The 24,062-nt window shown below is 40.1% G+C and carries 23 protein-coding genes; 5 read left to right on the top strand and 18 right to left on the bottom strand.

All coding sequences use genetic code 11. The annotated features are described in order from the left end of the window. Nucleotides 1–20: 20 nt before the first annotated feature. Nucleotides 21–2,180 carry a TonB-dependent hemoglobin/transferrin/lactoferrin family receptor gene (locus ACJ7Z2_RS11085; RefSeq protein ID WP_409500331.1) on the top strand — a complete coding sequence of 720 codons (2,160 nt, stop codon included), beginning with the start codon at nt 21–23 and terminating at the stop codon, nt 2,178–2,180. A 199-nt stretch (nt 2,181–2,379) separates the two neighbouring features. Here ACJ7Z2_RS11085 and ACJ7Z2_RS11080 read toward each other — a convergent pair whose 3' ends face one another. The 7 genes from ACJ7Z2_RS11080 to potA form a co-directional block, all read right to left on the bottom strand. Next, on the bottom strand, nt 2,380–2,775 hold the full coding sequence (locus ACJ7Z2_RS11080) for an adhesin (protein WP_409500330.1): 396 nt from the start codon (nt 2,773–2,775) through the stop codon (nt 2,380–2,382). A 180-nt stretch (nt 2,776–2,955) separates the two neighbouring features. Next, complete coding sequence (locus tag ACJ7Z2_RS11075; protein ID WP_409500329.1) at nt 2,956–4,551, bottom strand: ABC transporter ATP-binding protein; 1,596 nt, start codon at nt 4,549–4,551, stop codon at nt 2,956–2,958. A 9-nt stretch (nt 4,552–4,560) separates the two neighbouring features. Further along, the gene (oppC, locus tag ACJ7Z2_RS11070; protein ID WP_409500328.1) at nt 4,561–5,460 is read right to left on the bottom strand and encodes an oligopeptide ABC transporter permease OppC; all 900 of its coding nucleotides are present in this window, start codon (nt 5,458–5,460) and stop codon (nt 4,561–4,563) included. A 14-nt stretch (nt 5,461–5,474) separates the two neighbouring features. Beyond that, the gene (oppB, locus tag ACJ7Z2_RS11065) at nt 5,475–6,398 is read right to left on the bottom strand and encodes an oligopeptide ABC transporter permease OppB (RefSeq protein ID WP_126302624.1); all 924 of its coding nucleotides are present in this window, start codon (nt 6,396–6,398) and stop codon (nt 5,475–5,477) included. A gap of 197 nt (nt 6,399–6,595) precedes the next feature. Continuing rightward, nucleotides 6,596–7,363: a spermidine/putrescine ABC transporter permease PotC gene (potC, locus tag ACJ7Z2_RS11060; protein WP_126302623.1), complete on the bottom strand. Its 768-nt coding sequence runs from the start codon at nt 7,361–7,363 to the stop codon at nt 6,596–6,598. Then, the gene (potB, locus tag ACJ7Z2_RS11055; protein WP_409500327.1) at nt 7,363–8,226 is read right to left on the bottom strand and encodes a spermidine/putrescine ABC transporter permease PotB; all 864 of its coding nucleotides are present in this window, start codon (nt 8,224–8,226) and stop codon (nt 7,363–7,365) included. The genes potC and potB overlap by 1 nt, the downstream gene beginning before the upstream one ends. Next, nucleotides 8,213–9,328: a spermidine/putrescine ABC transporter ATP-binding protein PotA gene (gene potA / locus ACJ7Z2_RS11050; protein ID WP_154704676.1), complete on the bottom strand. Its 1,116-nt coding sequence runs from the start codon at nt 9,326–9,328 to the stop codon at nt 8,213–8,215. Before potA ends, potB begins: the two co-directional genes overlap by 14 nt. Before the next feature lie 247 nt (nt 9,329–9,575). Between potA and rep the strand changes: the two genes are divergently transcribed. Beyond that, nucleotides 9,576–11,594 (top strand): DNA helicase Rep, encoded by a 2,019-nt coding sequence (gene rep, locus ACJ7Z2_RS11045; RefSeq protein WP_409500326.1) that lies wholly within the window; start codon nt 9,576–9,578, stop codon nt 11,592–11,594. A 74-nt stretch (nt 11,595–11,668) separates the two neighbouring features. Here rep and aspA read toward each other — a convergent pair whose 3' ends face one another. The 7 genes from aspA to rsmD all read right to left on the bottom strand — a co-directional run bounded on the left by aspA (nt 11,669) and on the right by rsmD (nt 17,279). Further along, complete coding sequence (gene aspA / locus ACJ7Z2_RS11040; protein ID WP_409500325.1) at nt 11,669–13,096, bottom strand: aspartate ammonia-lyase; 1,428 nt, start codon at nt 13,094–13,096, stop codon at nt 11,669–11,671. Between the two features lie 142 nt (nt 13,097–13,238). Further along, entirely contained in the window at nt 13,239–13,517 is a 279-nt protein-coding gene (locus ACJ7Z2_RS11035) for a DUF1294 domain-containing protein (protein WP_409500324.1), read from the bottom strand. 77 nt (nt 13,518–13,594) lie between these two features. Beyond that, entirely contained in the window at nt 13,595–14,632 is a 1,038-nt protein-coding gene (gene purM / locus ACJ7Z2_RS11030) for a phosphoribosylformylglycinamidine cyclo-ligase (protein WP_409500323.1), read from the bottom strand. Between the two features lie 138 nt (nt 14,633–14,770). After that, nucleotides 14,771–15,643: an SAM-dependent methyltransferase TehB gene (gene tehB / locus ACJ7Z2_RS11025; RefSeq protein WP_409500322.1), complete on the bottom strand. Its 873-nt coding sequence runs from the start codon at nt 15,641–15,643 to the stop codon at nt 14,771–14,773. A 117-nt stretch (nt 15,644–15,760) separates the two neighbouring features. Beyond that, nucleotides 15,761–16,273 carry a 4-hydroxyphenylacetate 3-monooxygenase, reductase component gene (hpaC, locus tag ACJ7Z2_RS11020; protein WP_409500321.1) on the bottom strand — a complete coding sequence of 171 codons (513 nt, stop codon included), beginning with the start codon at nt 16,271–16,273 and terminating at the stop codon, nt 15,761–15,763. Nucleotides 16,274–16,293: 20 nt separating this feature from the next. Next, a complete protein-coding gene (locus tag ACJ7Z2_RS11015) occupies nt 16,294–16,605 on the bottom strand; it encodes an HI1450 family dsDNA-mimic protein (protein ID WP_409500320.1) in 312 nt (103 codons plus the stop codon). Nucleotides 16,606–16,688: 83 nt separating this feature from the next. After that, complete coding sequence (gene rsmD / locus ACJ7Z2_RS11010) at nt 16,689–17,279, bottom strand: 16S rRNA (guanine(966)-N(2))-methyltransferase RsmD (protein WP_409500319.1); 591 nt, start codon at nt 17,277–17,279, stop codon at nt 16,689–16,691. A gap of 78 nt (nt 17,280–17,357) precedes the next feature. Here rsmD and ftsY point away from each other — a divergent pair, with 78 nt between their 5' ends. Genes ftsY through ftsX form a run of 3 tightly spaced genes read left to right on the top strand, consistent with a single transcriptional unit; the run spans nt 17,358 to nt 20,475 of the window. After that, nucleotides 17,358–18,875, top strand: a complete 1,518-nt coding sequence (ftsY, locus tag ACJ7Z2_RS11005) for a signal recognition particle-docking protein FtsY (protein ID WP_409500318.1) — start codon at nt 17,358–17,360, stop codon at nt 18,873–18,875. A gap of 1 nt (nt 18,876) precedes the next feature. Next, nucleotides 18,877–19,530, top strand: a complete 654-nt coding sequence (ftsE, locus tag ACJ7Z2_RS11000) for a cell division ATP-binding protein FtsE (protein ID WP_409500317.1) — start codon at nt 18,877–18,879, stop codon at nt 19,528–19,530. Nucleotides 19,531–19,539: 9 nt separating this feature from the next. After that, nucleotides 19,540–20,475 (top strand): permease-like cell division protein FtsX, encoded by a 936-nt coding sequence (ftsX, locus tag ACJ7Z2_RS10995; protein WP_409500316.1) that lies wholly within the window; start codon nt 19,540–19,542, stop codon nt 20,473–20,475. An 82-nt stretch (nt 20,476–20,557) separates the two neighbouring features. On the opposite strand, the gene ACJ7Z2_RS10990 is transcribed toward ftsX, so the two are convergent. The 4 genes from ACJ7Z2_RS10990 to rapZ all read right to left on the bottom strand — a co-directional run bounded on the left by ACJ7Z2_RS10990 (nt 20,558) and on the right by rapZ (nt 24,054). After that, entirely contained in the window at nt 20,558–21,136 is a 579-nt protein-coding gene (locus tag ACJ7Z2_RS10990; protein ID WP_409500315.1) for a lipoprotein Hlp, read from the bottom strand. A 65-nt stretch (nt 21,137–21,201) separates the two neighbouring features. Then, entirely contained in the window at nt 21,202–21,786 is a 585-nt protein-coding gene (locus ACJ7Z2_RS10985) for a hypothetical protein (RefSeq protein WP_006249936.1), read from the bottom strand. A 130-nt stretch (nt 21,787–21,916) separates the two neighbouring features. Next, nucleotides 21,917–23,101 (bottom strand): FAD-dependent monooxygenase, encoded by a 1,185-nt coding sequence (locus ACJ7Z2_RS10980; protein ID WP_409500314.1) that lies wholly within the window; start codon nt 23,099–23,101, stop codon nt 21,917–21,919. A gap of 86 nt (nt 23,102–23,187) precedes the next feature. After that, nucleotides 23,188–24,054 (bottom strand): RNase adapter RapZ, encoded by an 867-nt coding sequence (rapZ, locus tag ACJ7Z2_RS10975; RefSeq protein WP_154704665.1) that lies wholly within the window; start codon nt 24,052–24,054, stop codon nt 23,188–23,190. Nucleotides 24,055–24,062 lie beyond the last annotated feature (8 nt).

The raw sequence follows: 24,062 nt of genomic DNA, 5'->3' as shown, positions 1-24,062 counted from the left end.
CTAACTAGAGGATCTAAAATATGCAAATAAAGCAAACTGTATTAGCAATAGCGATTACTCCCTTTATTTCTCAACTCTCCTTAGCTCAAGAAACAAAGATTAGTAGCATTGAACTAGATACTATTGAAGTAAATGAGCAGCAGGAGAACCTACTTAAACAGCAAGCGGTGATGAGCAATGAAGATTTAGTACGTTATAGCACCGATATGGGCGTTCCGCAAACAGGTCGCTTTGGCCCACAAGGGTTTAATATCCGTGGTGTTGAAGGCAATCAAGTGGCAGTAACAGTTGATGGCATATCGCAAGCAGCATCAAATAACTATGCCACCTTTAGTCGCTATAGTTACTACAATAAATCTCGCCCTGAAATCGATACTGAATTAATGAGCGATGTAACCATTGAAAAAGGCTCAAGCACAAAAGTAGGCAATGGGGCATTAGGCGGCTCTGTGAACTATAAAACTAAAACCGTAAGTGATATTTTAATGAAAGGTCGCCAATTTGGTGGGATGTTGAAATATACCTATAACGGTCAAAATAAAGAGAATATTGAGACGGCAGGTATTGCTGCGGATGGTCAATATGCGGATGCTTTGGTTATGTATAGCCACCGTCAAGGACACGAAACACAAACAACGTCTAAAGGTCCGGATATTATGGGAAGTGGTCGTGGTTTACCAAATCCTTACAAAAATAATCAATACAGCTACTTGGCAAAATTAGGGCTAAAATGGAATGATGAAAATCGCCTTGAATTAAAAACTTCTAAGCAACGCAGTAAAAACGCCGGTCAAGAGCTTTCTTATTCTACCGTCACATTACGTGATTTTTTTGATGTGCAGGAAATTGAAACTTATGGCGTTACTTATTTATACACTCCAAAAAACAGTATTCTTGAAAATATTAAAGTTGCGGTAACCAAACAGGATACTGAAATTTCAGGTATTAACGATCAAATCACTATTGCCCGTGGTACAAAAACAGATAATACCAAACGGGCTTTTAATACTAAAAATGTTGAAGGTAGCTTAGGTGTTACATTCAAGCCTGTTGATCTAGGTAATACCGAACATAAATTGTCAACGGAATTAGGCTATGGTGTATCTGATTTCAGTTTTAATATGCAAACCTATACAGCAGGTATTACACCAACCGATCAAAATATGCAGTCTCCGGCAAAAAACAAGTCTTTCCATATTTTGATGGGCGACTCTATTTTACTGACACAAAATCTATCTGCTCATTTAAATGCTCGATATGAGCAGTCGAAATTACATTCTGATGATAATAGTTTGTCAGATAAAACCTTTAACAATTGGGCAGGAGATATTGGTTTAAATTATCAGCTCTCTCCTGTATGGCAAATCGGTTATAAACTCAGCCGTGGTTTTAGAACACCTACCGCAAGTGAAATGTTCTTTAACCGTGAAGTTCAAGGGCGTGGAGCAAGCCAAACTTTCTTAGCAAATACCAACTTAAAACCGGAAACAAGCTTAGGTAATGAAATTTCACTGGTAGGTAATGGTTCATTAGGCAACTTGAGCGTAACCGCTTACCATACCCACTATAGAAATCTGATTGATCTTGCCACTATTGGTAACAATATTTACCAATCGCAAAATGTCAACCGAGCTAAAATCAAAGGAGTTGATATTAACGGAACTTTAGACTTAAATACAGCGTGGAATGCAATTCCACAAGGCTTTGAGCTTAATGGCGGATTTGGCTATGCTCGTGGCAAACGCAATGATGGTGCTGATTTACTCACAGTTCAGCCGTTAAAAGCCTTATTTGGTATAGGTTATCGAGCAGCCAATAATGACTGGGCAGTGCATTTAAACGGTACATATACACAAGGCAAAAAAGCAAAATATGCACAACAGTATGCTATTTTAGCCAATACTGGTTATTTAAGTTACGATAAATCATTAACCACTTACCCATACTTAAGTAATTCAGCGACCGTATTTGACTTAGTTGCACACAAAAAGTTTGGGGAAAGAGCGATTGTTAAAGTTGGGGTTTATAATCTCTTTAATAAAAAATATTGGAGTTGGGATAGTTTAAGAACTATTGGAATGACCAGCCCCGGAGTTGCAAACAGCGTAACAGCTGAAGGTTTGAATCGTTATCTTGCGCCAGAACGCTATGCAATGGCATCAGTGGAGTTTAAATTTTAGAGATAAGTATTAAATGTAAGAACTAACTTTTACGTACTTATTTCTTGATAGTAATAAACAAGCGGTTAATTTTGGCACATTTTTTGTAAAAAATTAAACAAATTTAACCGCTTGTTTCTGGATAGTAGATAAAAAACAAAATGCTTTTCTACCTGCAATAAACAGCTATTAAAAAGCCACTTATCAGAGCGGACTCATTCTATTTTTGAGGTGTGCAACCTTTATATAAAATTTCACTTGCAGGACTTTGGATATTTACTGATGCTTTTCGGTGGCTGGCAAATTCCATTGCATCACCGTAAAGACTGAAATTATTTTCGTCTCCAAAGCTTGTACCACTTGCATTAGTTGTATTTAGATTTATTGGCATAAAACGTGTTTTGCCATTTAATTTCGCCTCTGCATAGGTTGGAATGCCTTGTTTATTGAAGCCGTACTTCACATTTAATTTTTTGCCGCTTTGGCAGCTATACTTAACTGTTGAAGTCTTTACGGTGCTTTCATGAGCTTCTCTTGCATCACTTTGTTCACCTGCTGCATGGGCTAAATTGCTTACAATCATGGCAGTTGTTGCGAATATCATCAATTTTTTCATATATTCTCCTTTAAATAATACATTATCTTAGTTCAGATAACATATTATTTAGAAAGAGAGCTTTATATAAAGTTCCATATTTTTTTAAAAAATTGAAATAAAATATGAGAATTATAATGTTTTGTTAGCATAAAATGATAAGGTCTTATTCTTTAGTAGAATAAGACCTTTTGGAAGGAGTTACAAATTAGAGGCCAAAATTAACCGCTTGGTGTACTCTTGTTGTGGATTTTCAAAAATTTGTGCTACATCACCGCTTTCGATAATCTCACCTTGGCTCATTACAATCACTCGGTCGCTGAGTGCTTTAATTACCGCTAAATCGTGGCTGATGAAAATATAACTTAAGCCGTATTTTTTCTGTAAGCGGTTAAGCAATTCAATTACAGTGATTTGGGTAGAGCGGTCGAGTGCGGAGGTCGGCTCATCAAGCAATACAAATTTTGGCTCTAAAATAATGGCTCGGGCAATTGCAATCCGTTGGCGTTGTCCGCCCGAAAATTCGTGCGGATAGCGGTTAATCATTGCAGGGTTGAGATTGACCTCTTCCAACATTTTCATTACTTTCTCTCGGCGTTCGGCTTTGCTCATTTGAGGGCAATGTACGGTTAAGCCTTCGGCAATAATTTCCCCTACCGTTAAGCGAGGTGAAAGCGAGTTGAACGGGTCTTGGAACACCATTTGCATATCTTTTTTCAGGGCTTGACGTTCGGCTTTATTCAGATTAGCCATATTCTTACCTGCAAACGTAATATTGCCGCGATAATCCAAAATCTGCATAATCGCACGCCCAAGGGTAGATTTTCCTGAACCGGATTCGCCTACAATGCCGAGCGTTTCGCCGGTTTTCAAGTGCAATGAAATATCTTTTAACGCATTAAACACCTTTTTCGGCTTGCCGAATAGCGAGCGTTTTAAAATATAATCCACCTCAATGTTTTCGCCTTGAATCAAGGTTGGCGCATTTGGCGGTAATTCCCCTTTTAGGTTGGTCGGAATCGGGGTAAGTAGCTCCATCGTATAAGGGTGCTGTGGATTCGTGAACACGCTTTCTGTTTCGCCACGTTCAATAATTTCGCCGTTTTGCATTACGCAGACTAAGTCACTGTATTTATGCACCAAGCGTAAATCGTGGGAAATTAAGATAATCGCCATTCCCATATCACGCTGTAAGTCGTGCATTAAATCCAAAATTTCTGCTTGGGTTGTCACATCAAGGGCAGTGGTTGGCTCATCGGCAATCAACAAATCGGGTTTATTGATAATTGCCATAGCAATCATAATTCGTTGGAGCTGACCTCCGGAAAATTCGTGCGGATAGCAGATCATTTTCTTTTCCGCATCGGGAATTTTTACTTTTTGCAAAGTTTCCAATACCATTTTTTCCGCTTCGGTATTGCTGATTTGCGGATTATGGGTTTGAACCGCCTCGGCAACCTGCTTGCCAATCGGCATATAAGGGTTCAGCGAGGTCATTGGCTCTTGGAAAATCATACCGATGCGATCGCCTCGAACTGCTTGCATTGCTTTTTCAGACAGCGTAAGCAGGTTTTGCTCTTCAAAAATGATGCTTGAACGTTCACCGAATGAGACGATATTTTTAGGCAATAACTGCATAATTGCCATTGAAGTAACGGATTTACCCGAGCCGGATTCCCCCACAATCGCAAGAGTTTGCCCTTTTTCAATCGAAAACGAGACATTACGCACTGCGTGAACTAATTCTTCGTCCGTTTTTAAATAAACATCGAGATTATTTACTGCTAATAATTCCATTCTAAACCTCTATTTATCTTTTGGATCGAGGGCATCACGCAAGCCATCACCAATAAAATTAAAACAAAACAGCGTTAAACATAAGAAAAAAGCAGGGAAAGCCAGTAGCCAAGGTGAGGTTTCCATTTGTGCAGCACCATCGCTTAATAATGCTCCCCAACTGCTCATTGGCTCTTGTGTACCAAGCCCTAAGAAACTTAAAAACGATTCAAACAAAATCAGAGACGGCACTTCAAGGGAGGCATAAACCACCACTAAGCCTAAGACGTTAGGCACAATGTGTCGCCAAATAATTTGACGGCGGGAAACACCACATACAATCGCCGCTTCTACAAACTCTTTATTTTTAAGCGAAAGGGTTTGACCACGCACAATACGGGCAAGGTTCAGCCACGCCACCATACCGATTGCAATGAAAATCAGGAAAATATTTTGTCCGAAGAAAGTCACCAGCAAAATCACGAAGAACATAAATGGGAATGAGCTGAGAATTTCTAAAAAACGCATCATCACCATATCGACTTTACCGCCGAAATAGCCGGAAATTGCCCCATAGATTGTGCCGATAAGCACCGCAATTAATGCACCGGCAATCCCTACCATTAACGAAATACGCCCGCCAATTGCAACTCGAACCAATAAGTCCCGCCCGGAAGAGTCAGTACCGAAATAGTGTTGAGATTCAAAATCCGGGGCCATACCCATCATATTCCAATCGGTATCTTCATAGCTAAACGGCATTAGCATTGGGGCAAAGGTAATAAACAATAAAATACAAAGTAGAATGATAAGGCTGGCAACTGCCGCTTTATTGCGAAAAAAACGGCGGCGTGCATCTTGCCATAAACTTCGTCCTTGAATGGTTGAAGTAACCTCAACAAGCGGTTGATTTTTTGAAGAATTTTGCATTTTCCGCTTTACTCCTATGAATAACGAATTTTCGGGTCGATGACCGCATATAAAATATCGACAATCGCATTAAATAAAATGGTGAGCGTACCTACCAAAATGGTTAGGCTTAACACTAATGAATAGTCACGATTTAATGCTCCGTTTACGAATAACTGCCCGATCCCCGGTAAGCCGAACACACTTTCAATTACCATTGAACCGGTAATAATCCCAACAAAAGCCGGGCCTAAATAAGTGATCACAGGCAACAGTGCAGGACGCAAAGCGTGTTTGAAAATAATTTTACGCATTGGCAAGCCTTTTGCCTTTGCAGTACGAATAAAGTTAGAGTGCAATACTTCAATCATTGAACCACGCGTGATACGGGCAATGCCGGCAACATAGCTAATGGTTAAAGAGAGAACCGGTAAAACCATATAATAGAGCTGACCACCGTTCCAACCACCGGCAGGCAACCATTTGAGATAAATCGCAAACACGAGTACCAAAAGTGGAGCGAATACAAAGCTAGGGATAATAATGCCCGTCATTGAAAAGCCCATCACCAAATAGTCCCATTTGCTATTTTGCTTAAGGGCAGCAATCGTGCCAGCGGTTAAACCGATAAGCACTGCAAAAATAAAGGCAGTAATGCCCAGTTTGATCGAAACAGGAAAAGCAGAGGCAATCAGGTCATTAACCGATTGATCTTTATATTTAAAAGACGGCCCGAAATCACCTTTTGACAGATTTTCCATATACAGAAAATACTGCTTATAAAGCGGTTCATTCAGGTGATATTTTGCCTCGATATTTGCCATTACTTCCGGCGGGTAGGCTTTCTCACTGGTAAAAGGGCTACCGGGGGCAAGCCGCATCAGGAAAAAGGAAAAGGTAATCAGAATTAGTAGGGTTGGAATCGCCTCAAGAAGACGTTTAAAAATAAACTTCAGCATAGTACCACTCTTTTTAGTTATATTGGTAGCCAATTAATAGCGTAAATTAAGGGCTTTGTAAAGATATTGATTAGTTATGGCTATTTTTATAATAATTCATTATTCTTAAGCGGTTGTTTTTTTAGCTTATTTTTGTAAAAAATCGGCACTTTAATGCTATTTAAAGTGCCGATTTATTATATGCTTTTTAGTGATTTTTAGACTTTTTTCTTCACTACTAATTGGCTTAATACCACCAATGTTAATGAGAAAATAATCATAATAGTTGCAAGTGCATTCACTTCAGGTGTTACCCCTGTTTTAACCAATGAGAAGATTTTCAATGGTAAAACTTCATAACTTGGGCTTGTCACGAAAGATGAAACAATAACGTCATCTAACGAAATCGTAAAGCTCAACAACCAGCCTGAAATAATCGAAGGCAATGCTAATGGTAAAATAATTTTACGCAAAATGGTTACTTCACTTGCACCTAGGTCTTTTGCTGCTTCTAGCATTTTTCCGTCAAAATCGCTTAAGCGTGATGAAATTGCAATTACCACATAAGGCAAACAGAAAGTAATATGTGCAATTAACAGCGAAATAAAGCCTAATTTAATGCCTAAAATCATAAATAGCACTAACATTGATACCGCCATTACAATATCAGGTGACATCATTACCACGAATAACATTCCACCCACTAGCTTTTTACCACGGAAACGGTAACGGTAAAGCGCAATAGAGGTTAATGCCCCTAAAATGGTTGAAAATGTTGCTGCAAAGAACGCAATAGTTAATGAGTTCACTGTTGCTTGTACAAGCGTATCATTACTGAATAAACGCTCATACCAGTTCCAAGTAAAGCCTTTCCAATTTAAGCCAAAGCGGTCTTCATTAAAGGAATTGATCACTAAAATGATAATTGGAATATAGAGGTATGCAAAAACAACCAACATAAAAAGGTTTCTAAACATCTTTTTCATTATTCAAGCTCCACCTTTTTATTTAATAATTTATTTGCACGATAGTAAACATAAAGCATTAATGCCATTAAGATAGTCAATGCGATACTTACTGCTGAACCTAAAGCAAATTGGTTGGTATTTAAGAACAAGCTCTTAATAATGTTACCTACTAACGGTGTTTTACCTCCACCTAATAAATCTGCCACATAGAACATACCCATTGCCGGAAGTAATACTAATAAACAACCAGCGACAATGCCCGGCATTGTTAATGGAATAGTCACTTTAATAAAACGCTGGAAAGCATTCGCACCTAAGTCTTTTGCAGCTTCTAATAAGCGGTTATCAATTTTCTCGATTGATGAATAAAGTGGCAGAATCATAAAAGGTAATAGAATGTAAACTAAACCAATGATAATCGCGATTTCTGAGTTTAATAAACGCATTGGCTCGCTGATGATACCTAAAGCCATCAAGCTTTCATTTAAAAAGCCTTTTACGCCTAAGAAAATCTTAATGCCATAAATACGAATCAGTGAGTTAGTCCAAAACGGTAGAACTACTAAAAACAGTAAAAACGGACGTAATTTTGCCGGCATTTTTGCAATAAAAAATGCAAACGGATAACCGATGATCAAACAGAAAAAGGTTGCAACACCCGCCATATAAAGCGAGTTCCACAACACAGTTGCGTAAGTATCATTAAATAATGATTTATAAGCATCAAGACTAAACGTAAAATCAACAAAGTATTGGCTTTGGCGATTTTCTGTTAAGAAGCTGATGATTAAAACGAGTACGTTCGGCACTAATACGAAAAGTAATAACCAACCGAAAATAGTTGCGACCGCACCATTTTGGAATTTGTTATTCGCCTTCATCGTCTAACACAACCTCCCAGCCTTCATACCAAGTCAGTGCGACTTTTTGCCCCACTTCGTGGTCAATGTTCGGATCATCTTCATTGAAGAACTCGCTAACCAATACATTCATACCGTTATGATCTAATCTCACGCTAGACTCTAATGTCATACCTTTGTAGTTACGGTCGATAATATGACCGATAATTGCTTTCGAGCTTTCGTTTTCGTCTAACTCCTCAATCACAATATCTTCAGGGCGTAACAATACTTTCAATTTTTGGTTCGGCTGAACCTCTAAATCTTCCACTTTGATATTGCAAATGCGACCTTCTACGTTCGCTTTTACATTAGTTGCATCAACACGCTCAATTACAGTTGCATCAAAAACGTTAATTTCGCCGATGAAACGAGCTACAAATAAGTTACTTGGCTCTTCGTAAATCTCACGTGGTGTACCGTCTTGAGCGATTTTACCAGCGTTCATTACGATAATACGATCAGACATGGTTAAGGCTTCTTCCTGATCGTGAGTCACAAAAATAAAGGTAATGCCTAATTGACGTTGCAATGCTTTTAATTCATTTTGCATCTCTTTACGCAATTTATAATCTAACGCAGAAAGCGATTCGTCTAACAACAATACTTTCGGTTTATTTACCACCGCACGGGCAATTGCAATACGTTGTTGCTGACCACCGGAAAGCTGAGCCGGTTTTTGTTGAGCGCGGTCTTCTAAACGCACCATTCGTAATGCTTCCATCACACGTGGCTCAATTTCAGCATTTGGCACTTTTTGCATACGCAGCCCGAAAGCCACGTTTTCAAAAATCGTCATATGTGGGAAAAGGGCATAGCTTTGGAATACGGTGTTTACCGGGCGTTGCTCCGCCGGAACGTTAGAAACATCTTGCCCATCAAGAATAATTGAACCTTCAGTTAAATCTTCAAAACCGGCAATTAAACGTAACGCAGTTGTTTTACCACAACCGGAAGGGCCTAAAATTGTTAAAAATTCACCATCGTTAATGGTTAAATTTAAATTTTTAAGAATCGTTTTACTACCGTAGCTTTTTGTTACATTTTTAAGCTCAATGATAGCTTTCTGTTCTACTTTTTCCATCTACTGTTTTTTTCCCTTAAATTAAAAAGAAAAGGAGTTATAAAATCAGGCATTTGCCCCCAAAAAATCAACTTATAATGATATAGCTAAAGGGGCAAGATGGAAAGGAAAAATTTAGATTTTAGGGATTTTTCTCTGATGAACAAGCGGTCGGATTTTCAAAGTTTTTTGCAAAATTTCCTGAAAATTCGACCGCTTGTTTTCTTTCCGTTAAAATAGTTGTAAAAATTACTTTTGAATAGATTCAATGAAACTCAACTCTCAACAACAACAAGCGGTGGAATACACTCAAGGGGCTTGTCTCGTGCTGGCAGGTGCCGGTTCGGGTAAGACTCGGGTGATTATTAATAAAATCGCACATTTAATTGCACATTGTGGCTATTCGCCAAAGCAGATTGCGGCGGTAACTTTTACCAATAAAGCCGCCCGTGAAATGCGTGAGCGGGTGGCTCATTCTATCGGCAAAGAAAACAGCAAAGGCCTAACGATTTCAACCTTTCACACCCTTGGGTTTGAAATTTTAAAACGGGAATATAAATTACTCGGTTTTAAATCGGGTATGACCTTGTTTGATGAGCAGGATCAAATCGCCTTACTGAAACATTTATTGCCTGAAAATGTGGCGGAAGATAAAGATCTGCTGAAAGCCTTAATTGCCACTATTTCTAATTGGAAAAACGATTTGCTTTCACCTGAAATGGTGCTTACTCGAGTGCGTGATGAACGTGAGCGGGTGTTTTCGCATTTTTATCAACTCTACCAAAATCAGCTTAAGGCTTATAATGCGTTGGATTTTGATGATTTGATTATGTTACCGGTGTTGCTGTTTCGCCAATTTCCCGAGGCCAAAGCTCGTTGGCAACAGAAAATTCGCTATTTGTTGGTTGATGAATATCAAGACACCAATACCAGTCAATATGAGTTAATTAAGCTGATTGTCGGCAATGAGCCAAACTTCACAGTAGTAGGCGATGATGACCAATCCATTTATTCGTGGCGAGGGGCGAAGCCTGAAAATATGCAACGGTTACGGGAAGATTTTGACTTAAAGGTGATTAAGCTTGAGCAGAATTACCGTTCCAGCCAACGGATTTTACACTGTGCCAATATTCTGATTGATAACAACGACCACTTGTTTAGCAAGCGGTTGTTTTCAGAGCTGGGGCAGGGTGAAAAATTACAGGTCATCGAGGCAAAAAATGAGGAACACGAAGCGGAACGCATTGTGGGCGAGCTGATTGCCCATCGTTTCTCGAAAAAGACCAAATACAAAGATTATGCAATTTTGTATCGAGGCAACCATCAATCCCGCTTGTTGGAAAAATTGCTAATGCAAAACCGCATTCCGTATAAAATTTCGGGTGGTACGTCATTTTTTGCTCGAGCGGAAATCAAAGATATGATGGCATATCTGCGGTTGGTAGTGAATCAAGACGATGATGCGGCTTTCTTGCGTATTGTGAATACGCCGAAACGGGAAATTGGGGCGGCAACGCTGGAAAAATTAGGCATACTCGCTAACGAAAAGCAGGTCAGTTTGTTTGAGGCGATTTTTGATTTTGAATTAATGCAACGCCTCACGCCAAAGCCTTATCAAGCCTTGCAGGATTTTGCCCGCTGGATTGTGGAAATTGCCGATCAAGCCGATAGATCCGATCCGATTGAAGCAGTAAAAGATCTATTGGCGAAAATTCAGTATGAAGCCTATTTGTATGAAATGGCGGCGAACCCAAAAGTAGCGGAAATGCAAAGCCGTAATGTGCAGACCTTGTTTGAATGGGTGCAAGCGATGTTAGAGGGCGATGAAATAGAGCCTCCGATGAATTTGGTGCAAGTGGTAAACCGTTTAACCTTGCGAGATATGCTTGAACGTGGTGAAGAGGACGATGAGGCAGACCAAGTCCAACTAATGACTCTTCACGCCTCGAAAGGGTTGGAATTTCCGCACGTTTTCTTAATCGGTATGGAAGAGGGGATTTTACCGCACCAAACCAGCCTTGATGAGGACAATGTGGAAGAAGAGCGGCGTTTGGCTTATGTCGGCATTACCCGAGCCCAACAAACGCTCACGTTTTCACTGTGTAAAGAACGCCACCAATATGGCGAAATCATCAAACCTGAGCCGAGCCGGTTTTTACTGGAATTGCCACAAGATGATTTGGAGTGGGAAAGTGAAAAGCCAAGAATGACCGAACAGGAAAAAGAGGCAAAATCTTCTGCAAATATTGCAAATTTAATGGCGATGCTGAAAGCAAATAAGAAATAATGGGATAACAAGCGGTCTGATTTTGGTAAAAATTTGCAATTTTTTGCCAAAATCAGACCGCTTGTAAACAATGATTATTCCTCTTCGGTAAAGCGTTTGGCTTTATAAGTCGGATTCATTAAGTTCTCAATCGAGAGAATATCATCGAGTTGTTCTTCGGTGAGTAAGCCTCGCTCAAGCACAACTTCTCGTACACTTTTGCCGGTGGTCGCACAAATTTTGCCGACAATATCACCATTATGGTGGCCGATAAATGGATTGAGGTAGGTCACAATACCGATTGAGCTAAACACATAGTTTTGGCAGATGTCACGGTTGGCGGTAATTCCGTCAATACATTTGTCTCGTAAATTAATACACGCATTGGAAAGCAGCTCGATCGATTCAAACATTGCTTGCCCGATAACCGGCTCCATTACGTTAAGCTGTAATTGACCGGCCTCTGCTGCAAAAGTAACGGTGGTGTCGTTACCAATCACTTTAAAGCACACTTGGTTTACGACTTCAGGTACAACAGGGTTTACTTTTGCCGGCATAATAGATGAGCCGGCTTGTAATTCCGGAAGATTAATTTCATTTAAGCCGGCACGTGGGCCTGATGAAAGTAATCGTAAGTCATTACACACTTTAGAAAGTTTGACGGCGGTGCGTTTTAATGCACCGTGAACCATTACATAGGCACCACAGTCAGATGTTGCCTCAATGAGATTTTCAGATAGTGAGCAAGGTAGTTGCGTGACTTCGGCTAAATATTTGACTGCAAGAGTAGAGTAACCCTCTGGCGTATTCAGACCAGTACCGATAGCGGTTGCGCCTAAATTCACTTCAAGAAGCAATTCTGCCGTCCGTTTAAGGTTACGAACCTCTTCATCTAATAATACGGCAAAAGCTTTAAATTCCTGACCGAGTGTCATTGGCACGGCATCTTGTAACTGCGTTCTTCCCATTTTTAGCACATCGGAAAACTCAGTAGCTTTATTTTCAAATGCAGTTTGTAGGTAAGTGATTTTATTGATTAATTTAGTGATACTGTTATAAACTGCGATGCGGAAACCGGTTGGATAGGCATCATTGGTGGATTGGCTTGCATTAACGTGATCCATTGGATTGACAATCTCATATTTACCTTTTTCCTCGCCTAAAATTTCTAATGCAAGGTTGGCAATCACTTCATTGGTATTCATATTCACCGATGTGCCGGCACCACCTTGATAAACATCAGAAGGGAATTGATCGAGACAGCGTCCTTTCACTAGCACTTCATCACAAGCTGCCACAATAGCTTTGGCAATTTTTTTCGGGATTGCACCAAGTTCCCCGTTTGCCAGCGCAGTGGCTTTCTTCACCATGACCATTCCACGCACAAATTCAGGCACATCAGAAATAGTAACGTTCGAGATATTAAAATTCTCAATCGCTCTTAATGTATGAATGCCCCAATAAGCACTATTAGGTACTTCTCTTTCACCAAGTAAATCGTGTTCAATACGCACATCAGACATATTCATCTCCTTAAAATAAATAACAATCGATTTTGGTAGATAATAACGATTTTAATAGACAAATAATGCGATCTAAATCAAATTTTTTGTGAGCGGACTAGGATATAAATTGGGCTTTCAGATTAGAAAAATTAATGATGAATTAATGTGATGACAAAGCTAAATAAAAGTAAGGCAAGCCAATCAGCCAAGCAAAAGTAGAAAGCACAACAGCGGCGTGGAAATACCAACGTTGGGTTTTATGGCGAAAGTATTTCATACCTAGATAAATACCGATAGCCCCACCTAAGAGGCAAAAAGAGAGGAGCGTAATTTCTGGTACTCGCCATTCTTTTTTGATGGCTTTTTGTTTGTCGCTATACATTAAATATAAGGCACTTAGGTTCATTAAGACAAAGTAGATAGGCCAAAATAGTTGCATTTGCATTCCTCAATAAAAATTTAACCGCTTGCAGAGCAGTTACTACAAGCGGTCAATTTTAGCATTTATTTTGCAAATTAGCGGATTTCAACTTGCTCGCTACCGGTGCCTAAGTCTTCAATTTTACCGATGACCCACGCATTTTCTCCACTTTCTTTGAGAAGCGTAAGGGCTTTCTCGACATCTGCTTCAGGTAAGGAAATCACCATTCCAACACCGCAGTTGAAAGTACGGTACATTTCATAGCGGCTGATATTGCCTTTTTCCTGTAACCAGCTAAATATCGCCGGCCATTGCCAGCTCGATTCATCAATCACTGCTTTGGCAGATTCCGGCAATACGCGTGGAATATTTTCCCAGAAACCGCCACCGGTTAAGTGAGCGATAGCGTGAACATCAACTTCTTCAACTAATTTTAGGATTGATTTTACATAAATTTTAGTTGGGGCTAATAAGTGTTCGCTTAAGGGTTTGTCTTCCAATAAATCGGTTGCAGGGTTCGATTGGCTGACTTCCAATACTTTACGAATTAACGAATACCCGTTGGAATGCGGGCCACTAGACGCTAATGCAATTAAGGCATCGCCAGTTTTCACCGTTGAACCGTCAATGATTTTAGATTTTTCTACTACGCCGACACAGAAACCGGCTAAATCGTAATCGCCTTCGTGGTACATTCCCGGCATTTCAGCCGTTTCACCACCCACTAAAGCACAGCCTGAAATCACGCAACCGTCTGCGATACCACGTACAACATCAGCCGCTACATCAACCTCTAATTCACCGGTAGCGTAATAATCTAAGAAGAAAAGCGGTTCAGCCCCTTGCACTACAAGGTCGTTCACACACATCGCCACTAAATCTTGTCCGATAGTATCGTGTTTGTTTAAGTCAATGGCTAAACGCAATTTCGTACCCACGCCGTCGGTGCCGGAAACTAAAATCGGCTCTTTATATTTGGTTGGTAAAGCACATAACGCACCAAAACCACCTAATCCGCCCATTACTTCAGCGCGACGGGTGCGTTTAACATCAGACTTGATTCGTTCGACTAACTCGTTTCCTGCGTGAATATCAACGCCGGCATCTTTGTAACTTAGTTGTGTGTTGCTCACTTTAACCTCAACAGTAAATGACTAAAAAACGGAGGTATTATAGCATAAGCAAACGTTTGCGGAATGGAAAATTGAAAATAAATAGAATGGATTCGATGAATGAAGGGGAAGGGCGATTCCCCTTACAAGCGGTTAATTTTAGCCGATTTTTTTCGCCAACATTGTCGCAAAACGTAGTTGAATGCGGTTGCCGTTTTCATCGGTTTTGTGTAAATGGCCTAAATCTTCGTTATATTTGACCAATTCCCAACCTTGATAATAATCGGCGAGTTCGCTTTCTTTGAAGGTAAAGGAGAACGGCATCGGGCAAGGGTAGTCATCGGTACTCATTGCACATACGATTAAGTTATAACCGCCGACTTTAGTGTTTTTCTGCATATTCTTAATAATCGCAGGAATGCGTTCACGGTTTAAGAACATCATTACAACAGTGGAAATAATCAGGTCATATTCACCGTTTTGCGAGCCGATAGTCGCCTCATTAATATCATAAACAGCGGTGGTAATGTTTTGAGCTTGTTCTTTTTCGATCATATAGTTGAGAAAATCAATGCTTTCCTGATTATGATCAACAGCAGTGACATCAAAACCCAGTAAATTCAGATAAAGTGCATTGCGTCCTCGCCCGCAACCTAAATCTAACGCTTTGCCACCTTTGATGTAATTGACGGCATTTAGCACTTCTGAATGGGTAGCGGTCAGATTATATTTTTTAGCAAAATAATCTTCCGGCTTGCAATAGAAAGCCAACTGGCATTCTAAATCGTCAGAGAGAGCTTCAACCTTATGCCAAAGTTGAGGCTCAACCATTGGGCGTTGGTGGTTTACATCGAAAATATCTTCCTTGATGATTTCTCCCTCTTCGGTTAATTCATAATATTTGAGAGAACCTTTGAGAATGGTGAGTTTTGCCCAAGTTCCGACTTTGGTGTTGTGTTTTTCTTGGAACATTTGTGGTAAGGTTGCTTTTGTCCACACCGGCATTTGTTTGTAGCAAATTAAATTTTCCATTTTGTTTCCTTTTGTCAGTCAAACATAAACGGGAAAATTTTAGCACTGTTTTAAAAACAGGAAATAAAAATCCGACTAAAAAAGTCGGATTTGATCAAATTTCTGTTAAATATATTGTTAGTCAATGCTGACGCTTCTAAATTGGCGACCAAAATAGACAAGGCTATGGTTCGGTTCTACATCAATATGACTCACTTCTACCACAAAAATGGTGTGTGTGCCAACTGCGTGGGCATCAACAATATTGCCTTGCAAAGCGGAAATTGCACTGCGTAAAACGGGTTGATTGTCAAAGCCGTTGTTCCAAATATCCCAACTAAAACGCTCTTCCATCGTGCTCTCTAAAATAGCAGCAAAATGTTTTGCCAAGTCTTCTTGTTCGTGGCTTAACACATTAACGCATACTTTGCCGTTTTGTTGGATAATATCGTGAACGTGGCTGTTTTTATTAATGCAAAATAAGAGCGTTGGAGGGGAATCGGTGACTGAACAAACAGATGAAACCGTCAGCCCTGCTTTGCCTGCAATGCCATTGGTTGTCACAATGCTCACCGCAGAAGATAAGTGAGCCATTGCTTCACGGAATTTAAGCGAGGCTTCGATTGGCTGATTAGTGTCGATATTAGCCATTTTTTCTCCTTTTATTCTTATTATTCTTTCCAAACAACGTGATATTCACGGTTTTCTTCATCGTGGGAAATTAAGAAACGGGCGAATACATCGTCCATTTCATCTTGTTCATTGACTAAGCCAACCCAAACTTCGGCAAAGGCATCAGGGTCAATTAAAGTGCCGATTTCTTGATCCCACTCTTCGGAAGTTTCAACCATTTCTACTGCACCACGTTCTTCAAATTGGAGGTTGAACAGTAAAATATCGGCAGGATCTAAATTCTCACCTGCCATTTCTAAGAAAATATCGTAGGCAATATCAATTGCTTCGTCAGGGGTTAATTTTTTCATTTCGTTATTCTAATTTGAGTGTTAATAAAATGTTAGATAGATAAGTTTTATTTTATATTTTTTAGTTATAAAAAACAAAAATATTATAGCTGAATCAGGCGGCTTACCACCATTCCGGCGGTTTTCTCTTTTAAAATTTGCCAGCCTTGCGGCAGCTCTAACGGCGGGTGATTTTTCTCGGTTTCCACATACAAAATCGCATTCGGAGCAAGCCAGTTATTTTCTGCCAGTAAGCTAATCACTTGAGGTACAAACCCTTGGTGAAAAGGTGGGTCGATAAACACGATGTCAAACGGTTCTCCGTTATTTTTTTGTGCTAAATAGGCGAGGGTGTCAGTGTGGATAACGCTACCTTGTTCCGATTTTAATGCTTGAAGGTTTTTCTTTAACTGATTCGCAGCATTTGCAAATTTTTCTAAAAAAACGACCGCTTGTGCTTGGCGGGAAAGAGCCTCAATGCCTAGTGAGCCACTGCCGGCAAAGCAATCGAGACAGCGTGAGTGAGCAATGTCGTGCATTAACCAGTTAAACAGTGTTTCTTTTACTCTATCAGTCGTTGGGCGAAGCCCTTCGGCATTTAATACGGGTAACTTTCTGCCTCGCCATAGCCCGGCGATAACCCGTACTTCGCCCATTTGCTGAACAGATTGCGGAGAATTTCGATTTTTTTTCATACTCACTAAAGGAAAATAAGGGATTTTTTGATAGACTATGTAAGTTTAGTCTATTTTCACGAGAAATGAGAGAAAAATATGTCAGAGAAGAAAAAAGGGTTTTGGTCTTGGCTTGGGTTTGGTAAAAAAGAAGAGCCACAACAAGAGCAGGTATTGCAAGATGAACCTGCTGTTGAACCTAATCATGTTGAACCCACGATAGCTGAACCGGTTATTGATACGCCTATTGTTGAACAAGAACAGGAGTGTTCATTCGAGGAAAAAATAGCAGATCTCGAAGAAAAACTGGAGCAGAAAACGGATCAGTTAGAAGATTATTTTGAACAAAAAGAAGAACAAGTTGAGCAATTTGCCGAGCAAGTAGAAGATAAGATTGAACAAAAAGTAGAAGACTTCAAAGAATTTGTTGAAGAAAAAGTTGAAGATGTAAAAGAGTTCTTTGATGAAGTTGAAGAAAAAGTGGAACACACTTTTGAAGAAGAAACGGCACAGCAAGCGGTCGAAAATCTACAAAATATTGCAAATGAGCAAATTGAACTCAATGAGCAGGAGCAAGTTACTCACCAAATTGGGGAAACATTAGAGCAGGAAAATGAGTTTGGAACCACAACAGTTGTTGAAGCATTGGTAGAAGAGCCTGCTTTTCAAGATGAATACCAAGAAAAACCAAGTAAGGGTGGATTCTTTAGCCGCTTAATTCAAGGCTTGATTAAAACCAAGCAAAATATTGGCTCAGGTTTCCGTAATTTCTTCCGTGGCAAGAAAATTGATGATGAGTTATTTGAAGAGCTGGAAGAACAGTTACTTGTGGCGGATTTAGGTATGCCGACCACACAAAAAATCATCAACAATTTAACGCAACACGCGACCAAGCAACAATTAAAAGATGCAGATTTGTTGTATCAACAGTTGAAAGTGGAACTGGGTGAAGTGCTAAAACCGGTGGCTCAACCGTTAGTGTTGGAAGCGAAAAAACCGTATGTTATTTTAATGGTTGGAGTGAATGGTGTGGGGAAAACCACTACCATTGGTAAACTTGCCCGTAAATTCCAACAAGAAGGTAAATCGGTAATGTTGGCAGCAGGAGACACTTTCCGTGCGGCAGCAGTTGAACAACTACAGGTTTGGGGCGAGCGAAATAACATTCCGGTGGTGGCACAAAGCACCGGTTCAGATTCCGCCTCGGTGATTTTTGATGCAATGCAATCCGCTGCGGCAAAAGGGATTGATGTGCTAATTGCCGATACCGCGGGGCGTTTGCAAAACAAAAATAACCTAATGGACGAGTTGAAGAAAATTGTGCGGGTAATGAAAAAATATGATGAATCCGCACCGCACGAAATTATGCTCACGCTTGATGCCGGCACCGGACAAAATGCAATCAGCCAAGCAAAATTGTTTAATGAGGCAGTAGGTTTAACTGGTATCACTTTAACCAAATTAGACGGCACGGCAAAAGGTGGCGTGATTTTTGCGATTGCCGATCAATTCAATATTCCGATCCGATTTATTGGGGTGGGCGAGAAAATTGAAGATCTGCGTCCGTTTAATGCCGAAGAATTTATTGAAGCCTTATTTAGCCACGAGGACGAATAGAATGATTAAATTCACTAATGTGAACAAGGTTTATAAGGGCGGAAAGCCTGCTTTACAGGGCATTGATTTCCACCTACCTGCCGGTGGAATGGCATATATTACCGGGCATTCCGGTGCGGGGAAAAGCACGTTATTAAAATTAATTATGGGGATTGAGCGTGCTAATGGTGGGCAAATTTTGTTTAACGGGCACGATATTACCCGACTGGCTCACCACGAATTGCCGTTTTTACGCCGCCAAATCGGGATGGTGCATCAAGATTATCGTTTATTAACCGACCGAACCATTTTGGATAATGTCGCACTGCCATTGATTATTTTAGGAATGAACCAATCGATTGTGGAGCGTGAAGCCCGCATTGCCCTTGAGCGTGTCGGTTTAGCGGATAAAGCGAACTATTTGCCGTTGCACCTTTCCGGCGGTGAGCAACAACGTGTCGATATTGCCAGAGCTATTGTTCATCGCCCAACGTTGTTATTAGCCGATGAGCCAACCGGTAATTTAGATGAAAAGCTCTCGTTTGAAATTTTCCGTTTATTTGAGGAATTTAACCAAGCCGGCACAACGGTGCTAATTGCCACCCACGATACCAATATTATTTCAAAGCGTCCAAAGCCGTGTTTAGTGCTGGAGCAAGGGCATCTTAAATTTTAAGGAAATATTATGATTCGTTCATTTAGTAAATTAGGTGCTCAAACCAACTACTCTTTAAGAGCGGTTTGGCAAGATTTAATGCAACGCAAGCTCGGCACTTTTCTGACGGTGCTGGTGATTGCGGTCTCGCTTACGATTCCAACCGTGAGTTATTTACTTTGGAAAAATACCCACGAGGCAGCAACACAATTTTACCCTGAGCCACAATTAACCGTTTATCTGCACAAAAATTTGGCAGAACACGATGTGAATACCGTTGTTGATCGCATTCGTGCTTTTGAGACGGATAAAATTGAGTCATTTAACTATATTTCCCGCCAACAAAGTTTAGACGAATTTCGTTCTTGGTCAGGCTTTGGTGAAGCGTTAGATATTTTAGATGAAAACCCGTTGCCTGCGGTCGTTACCTTAAAACCGAAAGCAAATTTTAATAATGCTGATACGATGGTGGAGCTACGCAACGGTTTGCAACAAATTAAAGGGGTGCAGGAAGTTCGTTTAGATAACGGCTGGCTGGAAAAATTAACTGCTCTAACTTGGCTGATTGCTCGTATTGCGGTGGTGTGTACCTTATTAATGCTGTTGGCAGTTTTTTTAGTGATTGGAAACAGTGTGCGAACTGATGTTGCCAATAGCAAAGCAGCGATTGAAGTCCAACAAATTTTAGGGGCGACCGATCATTTTATTGCCCGTCCGTTTTTGTACACTGGTATGATTTACGGCTTGTTTGGCAGCTTGTTAGCGGTGCTGTTTAGTGCGGTAACGATTAGCTATTTTACCAGTGTAGTGAAATATGTGACTGATATGTTTACCGTACAATTTGAACTGAATGGGCTGGATTTCAGCGAAGCCTTTTTCTTAGTAGTGCTTTGTGTGTTTATCGGCTGGCTGTCGGCAAAAATTGCAACAATGCGAAATATTTTCCGTATTGGTAGTAGAGGCTAATACAAGCTGTTGTTTTTAGAGAAATAATTGCAGATAAAAACCAGTTCCTAGGGAACTGGTTTTTTTACTATAAGCGATATAACTATTGCTGTGGAGCTGGAGCTGGAGCTGGATCATATTTAGCTCTTAATATATTTTCTAACTGTTGCCCTTCTTCAGCTAATTGATTCAATTTTGTTTGTAACTCGCCAAATGCTTTATGTGCTTCCGGTGTAGGATTTTTCTCCATTTTAGCACCTTCTACGATCATCTGGGCGCCTAACGTTAGCACTTCTAAGGTTTTGTCTTTTAGTGCTCTCACTTCATTATTTTGAATATTCAGGGTTTCAGCACTTACCTTAATATGATCAATTTGAGCCAATAATGCATTATTAACGGTTTCTTGCATTAAGGCAGAATCGGCTTTTTGTTTATCAGTAAGGTTGTCTGTTGCAGCTTGAATTGCATCATTTAGGGCCTTTTCTTGAGTATCTTGCCATTCCCGCAACATTTTATAATCTTGAGCGCCGGTATCAGCAGGTTTAACCTCTTCTTTTGGGTCTTCTTTCACTTGAACTGGCGATTCTGCTAAGCTCTGTGTTTTGGTAGAATTAGGTTGTTCACAAGCGGTTAAAAAAAGGGTAAATAATGCAGATAGGCTAATTTTAGCGAGCGTGTTCATAGTAATCCTTAGTAATTGCAAAAAAAGCTAGAGCAAAATACTCTAGCTTTTCATTGAATGGTAAATTATTTAGCTGAGAATCTTTGCTGTAATTCTACGTTTAATTTTTGTAACTCATTACCAGCTTCGATTAAAGACTGAGCTTTTTGTTGTACGGCTTGTAATGCTGCTTGGTCATTTGGTGTAGAGATCGTTTTTACTTGTTCAGAAATCACTTCACTTGAAAGTGTTAAAACTGATTTTGTTTTTTCTTTAAATGTTTTGATTTGTGCATCAGATACTTCAATCGCATCTAAGCTTTTTACAGTTTCTTCTACTTTTTTATTAAATGCACTTAATCCTTCTTGAATTTGTTTAGGATCTTGTGTAGCTAATTTCTTTTGTAGTTCTGCTTGTGCTGTTGCCATTGTGCTTTCTTGTGCCGTATTCCAATCAACTAATTTTTGGTAATCTGCTTTTGCAGCTTCGCTTGGAGCGGCTACAGCTGTTTCAGCAGGTTTGGCTGCTTCTGCAGCAGGAGCTGTTGTAGTTGGTGCAGCTTCAGTTGTTTTTGTAGGTTCTGTCGCCGGTGCTTTTTCTGCTGGTTTATCACAAGCTGCTAAGAATAATGCGACTAAAGCGGTTGCACTGATTTTTGTTAATTTGTTCATTAAAAAATTCCTCAAGAATATAAAAATAAAAGCCAATAAAGGCGGTTATTGTACCAATAAATAGACAAGTAATCTCCGTGTTAGTTCATAAAATCGTTCATCTTTACGTTATTTCGAAAAAATTTACATTTTATAAGTAAATAGCTTGCTGAATAAGCTGCTTTTTCACAAAAGGCAGCTGGTTGGTTAGGCTTAAACCAATTCCTCTGAATAACTTTTTAAGCGGATTATTGCCATCAAACAGCTGTTTTAGCCCTTCCATTGTGGCTAATAATTTCATTGCTTGGGCTTTACGCTCACGTTCAAATTGGCGTAAATGGCGGTATTCGCCAATATCTTGGTTGTTTGCCAATTGTTTTTGGATTTCGTTCGCTAGCGTTCTCGCATCGGCAAAGCCTAAATTGACACCCAGCCCTGCCAATGGGTGAATGGTGTGAGCTGCATCGCCAATCAACGCAATACGAGGTTGGGCAAAGTCACGGCAGAAGCGTGCCACAAGCGGGTAAATTTCACGCAAACTTTGCACTTCGCACAAGCCCAGCTGATTATCGAACGCAATGGTTAAGGCTTTATTAAATTCCGCTTCGCTCGCATTTTTTAATTCATCGGCTTTATTGGGTGGGAGCGACCAAACAATCGAGCAGAGATGCTCATCTGCCATTGGCAGAAAAGCTAAAATGCTATCTTCAGCAAAGATTTGACGAGCGGTTTTGCCGTGCTTTTCGGTTGTTTTGACATTACAGACTAAGGCGGTATGTTGATAATCTTTACTGGTAAGCGGCATTTTCATTTGGTTACGCACCCAAGAATTTGCCCCGTCCGCCCCGACAACTAATTTAGTAGATACCATTTCGCCATTATCTAAGGTTAAAAATGCCCCGTTTTCGCTAACGCCTAATGTTTGAGGAGACGCGATAATATATTCGACATTAGCTTGTTGAGAAACCTGTTGCCACAATGTGTGTTGAATTACCGCGTTTTCTAAAATAAAGCCGAGCTGTGAAAGCCCTAATTGCTTGATTTCATTAGCGTTATTATCAAAATGAATATGGGCAAAGCTGTCTTTTTCCCACACCCGCATTTCGGTGTAAGGGGAAAGGCGTTGGGGCGGAATTTGCTGAAAAGCACCGATTTGTTCCAATATTTTTTGGCTTGAGGCATTAATGGCACTTACTCGATGATAAATGGTATCAGCATCAAATTTAGGCGTGGTTTTCTCAATAATTTTAATTTGGCAGTCGGCATCTTTGAGCAGTCCGGCAAGAGCCAGCCCAACCATACCGCCGCCAATAATAACAATATCTGCAGATTTCATAAGCGATTGTTTTATCAATTAACAAGCGGTTAGATTTTCTCGATAAATTGCAATTTATAACTAAAATTCGACCGCTTGTTGTTTAACTAATTAGCATTTTTCTTGTGGTGTTTTTCCAAACTTTTGTGGCGGACTTGCACATTTTTGCCTTTGGCTTGGAAATATTTTGCCAGTTGCTCGGCAATAAATACAGAACGGTGCTTTCCGCCGGTGCAACCAATCGCAATCGTGAGATAGCTGCGGTTGTTTTGTTCCAACATCGGTAGCCACATTTCTAAATAATTGCGGGTTTGGTAAATAAAATTATGCACTTCGGTTTGGCGTTCTAAGAAATCAATCACCGGTTGCTCTAATCCTGTCATTGGACGAAGTTCTGGATTCCAATGCGGGTTCGGTAAAAAGCGGACATCAAAAACGTAATCGGAATCGGCAGGTAAGCCGTATTTAAAACCGAACGATTGGAAAATAATTTTAAGTTCTTTTTCGGTTGAGCCTTGCAGTATTTGGCGAAGATTTTCCGCTAATTCGTGCGAAGAAAGGTGGCTGGTGTCAATAATATAGTTTGCATTTTGCACCAAAGGCTCAAGCAATTTTTGCTCCAGATCCAATGCTCCTTCCAACGAGAGATCATCTTGAGTGGAAAGCGGGTGGATTCGGCGGGAATCGCTATAACGGCGAATTAAGGTATTGCGTTCGCAATCTAAAAAAATCAGCTTAGCATTTAAAGGCTCAAGCTGGGTAAGCAATTCTTCAATCGCATTAGGCGTATTCGGTAAATTACGAATATCTAAGCTGATGACTGCCGAACGATTTTCTTGAGTAAGGTAGTAGGTTAAGGTTGGAATTAAAGGTAAAGGGATATTATCCACGCAGTAATAACCTGCATCTTCTAATGCTCTTAATGCTACCGATTTACCAGAGCCTGAGCGTCCGCTTATAATGATTAATTCCATATTTCCTC

The organism is Mannheimia glucosida, from assembly GCF_046267875.1.
Taxonomy (GTDB): Bacteria; Pseudomonadota; Gammaproteobacteria; order Enterobacterales; family Pasteurellaceae; genus Mannheimia; species Mannheimia glucosida.
The sequence above is the reverse complement of the archived record's forward strand: the minus strand, read 5'-3'. Positions and strand labels throughout refer to the sequence as shown.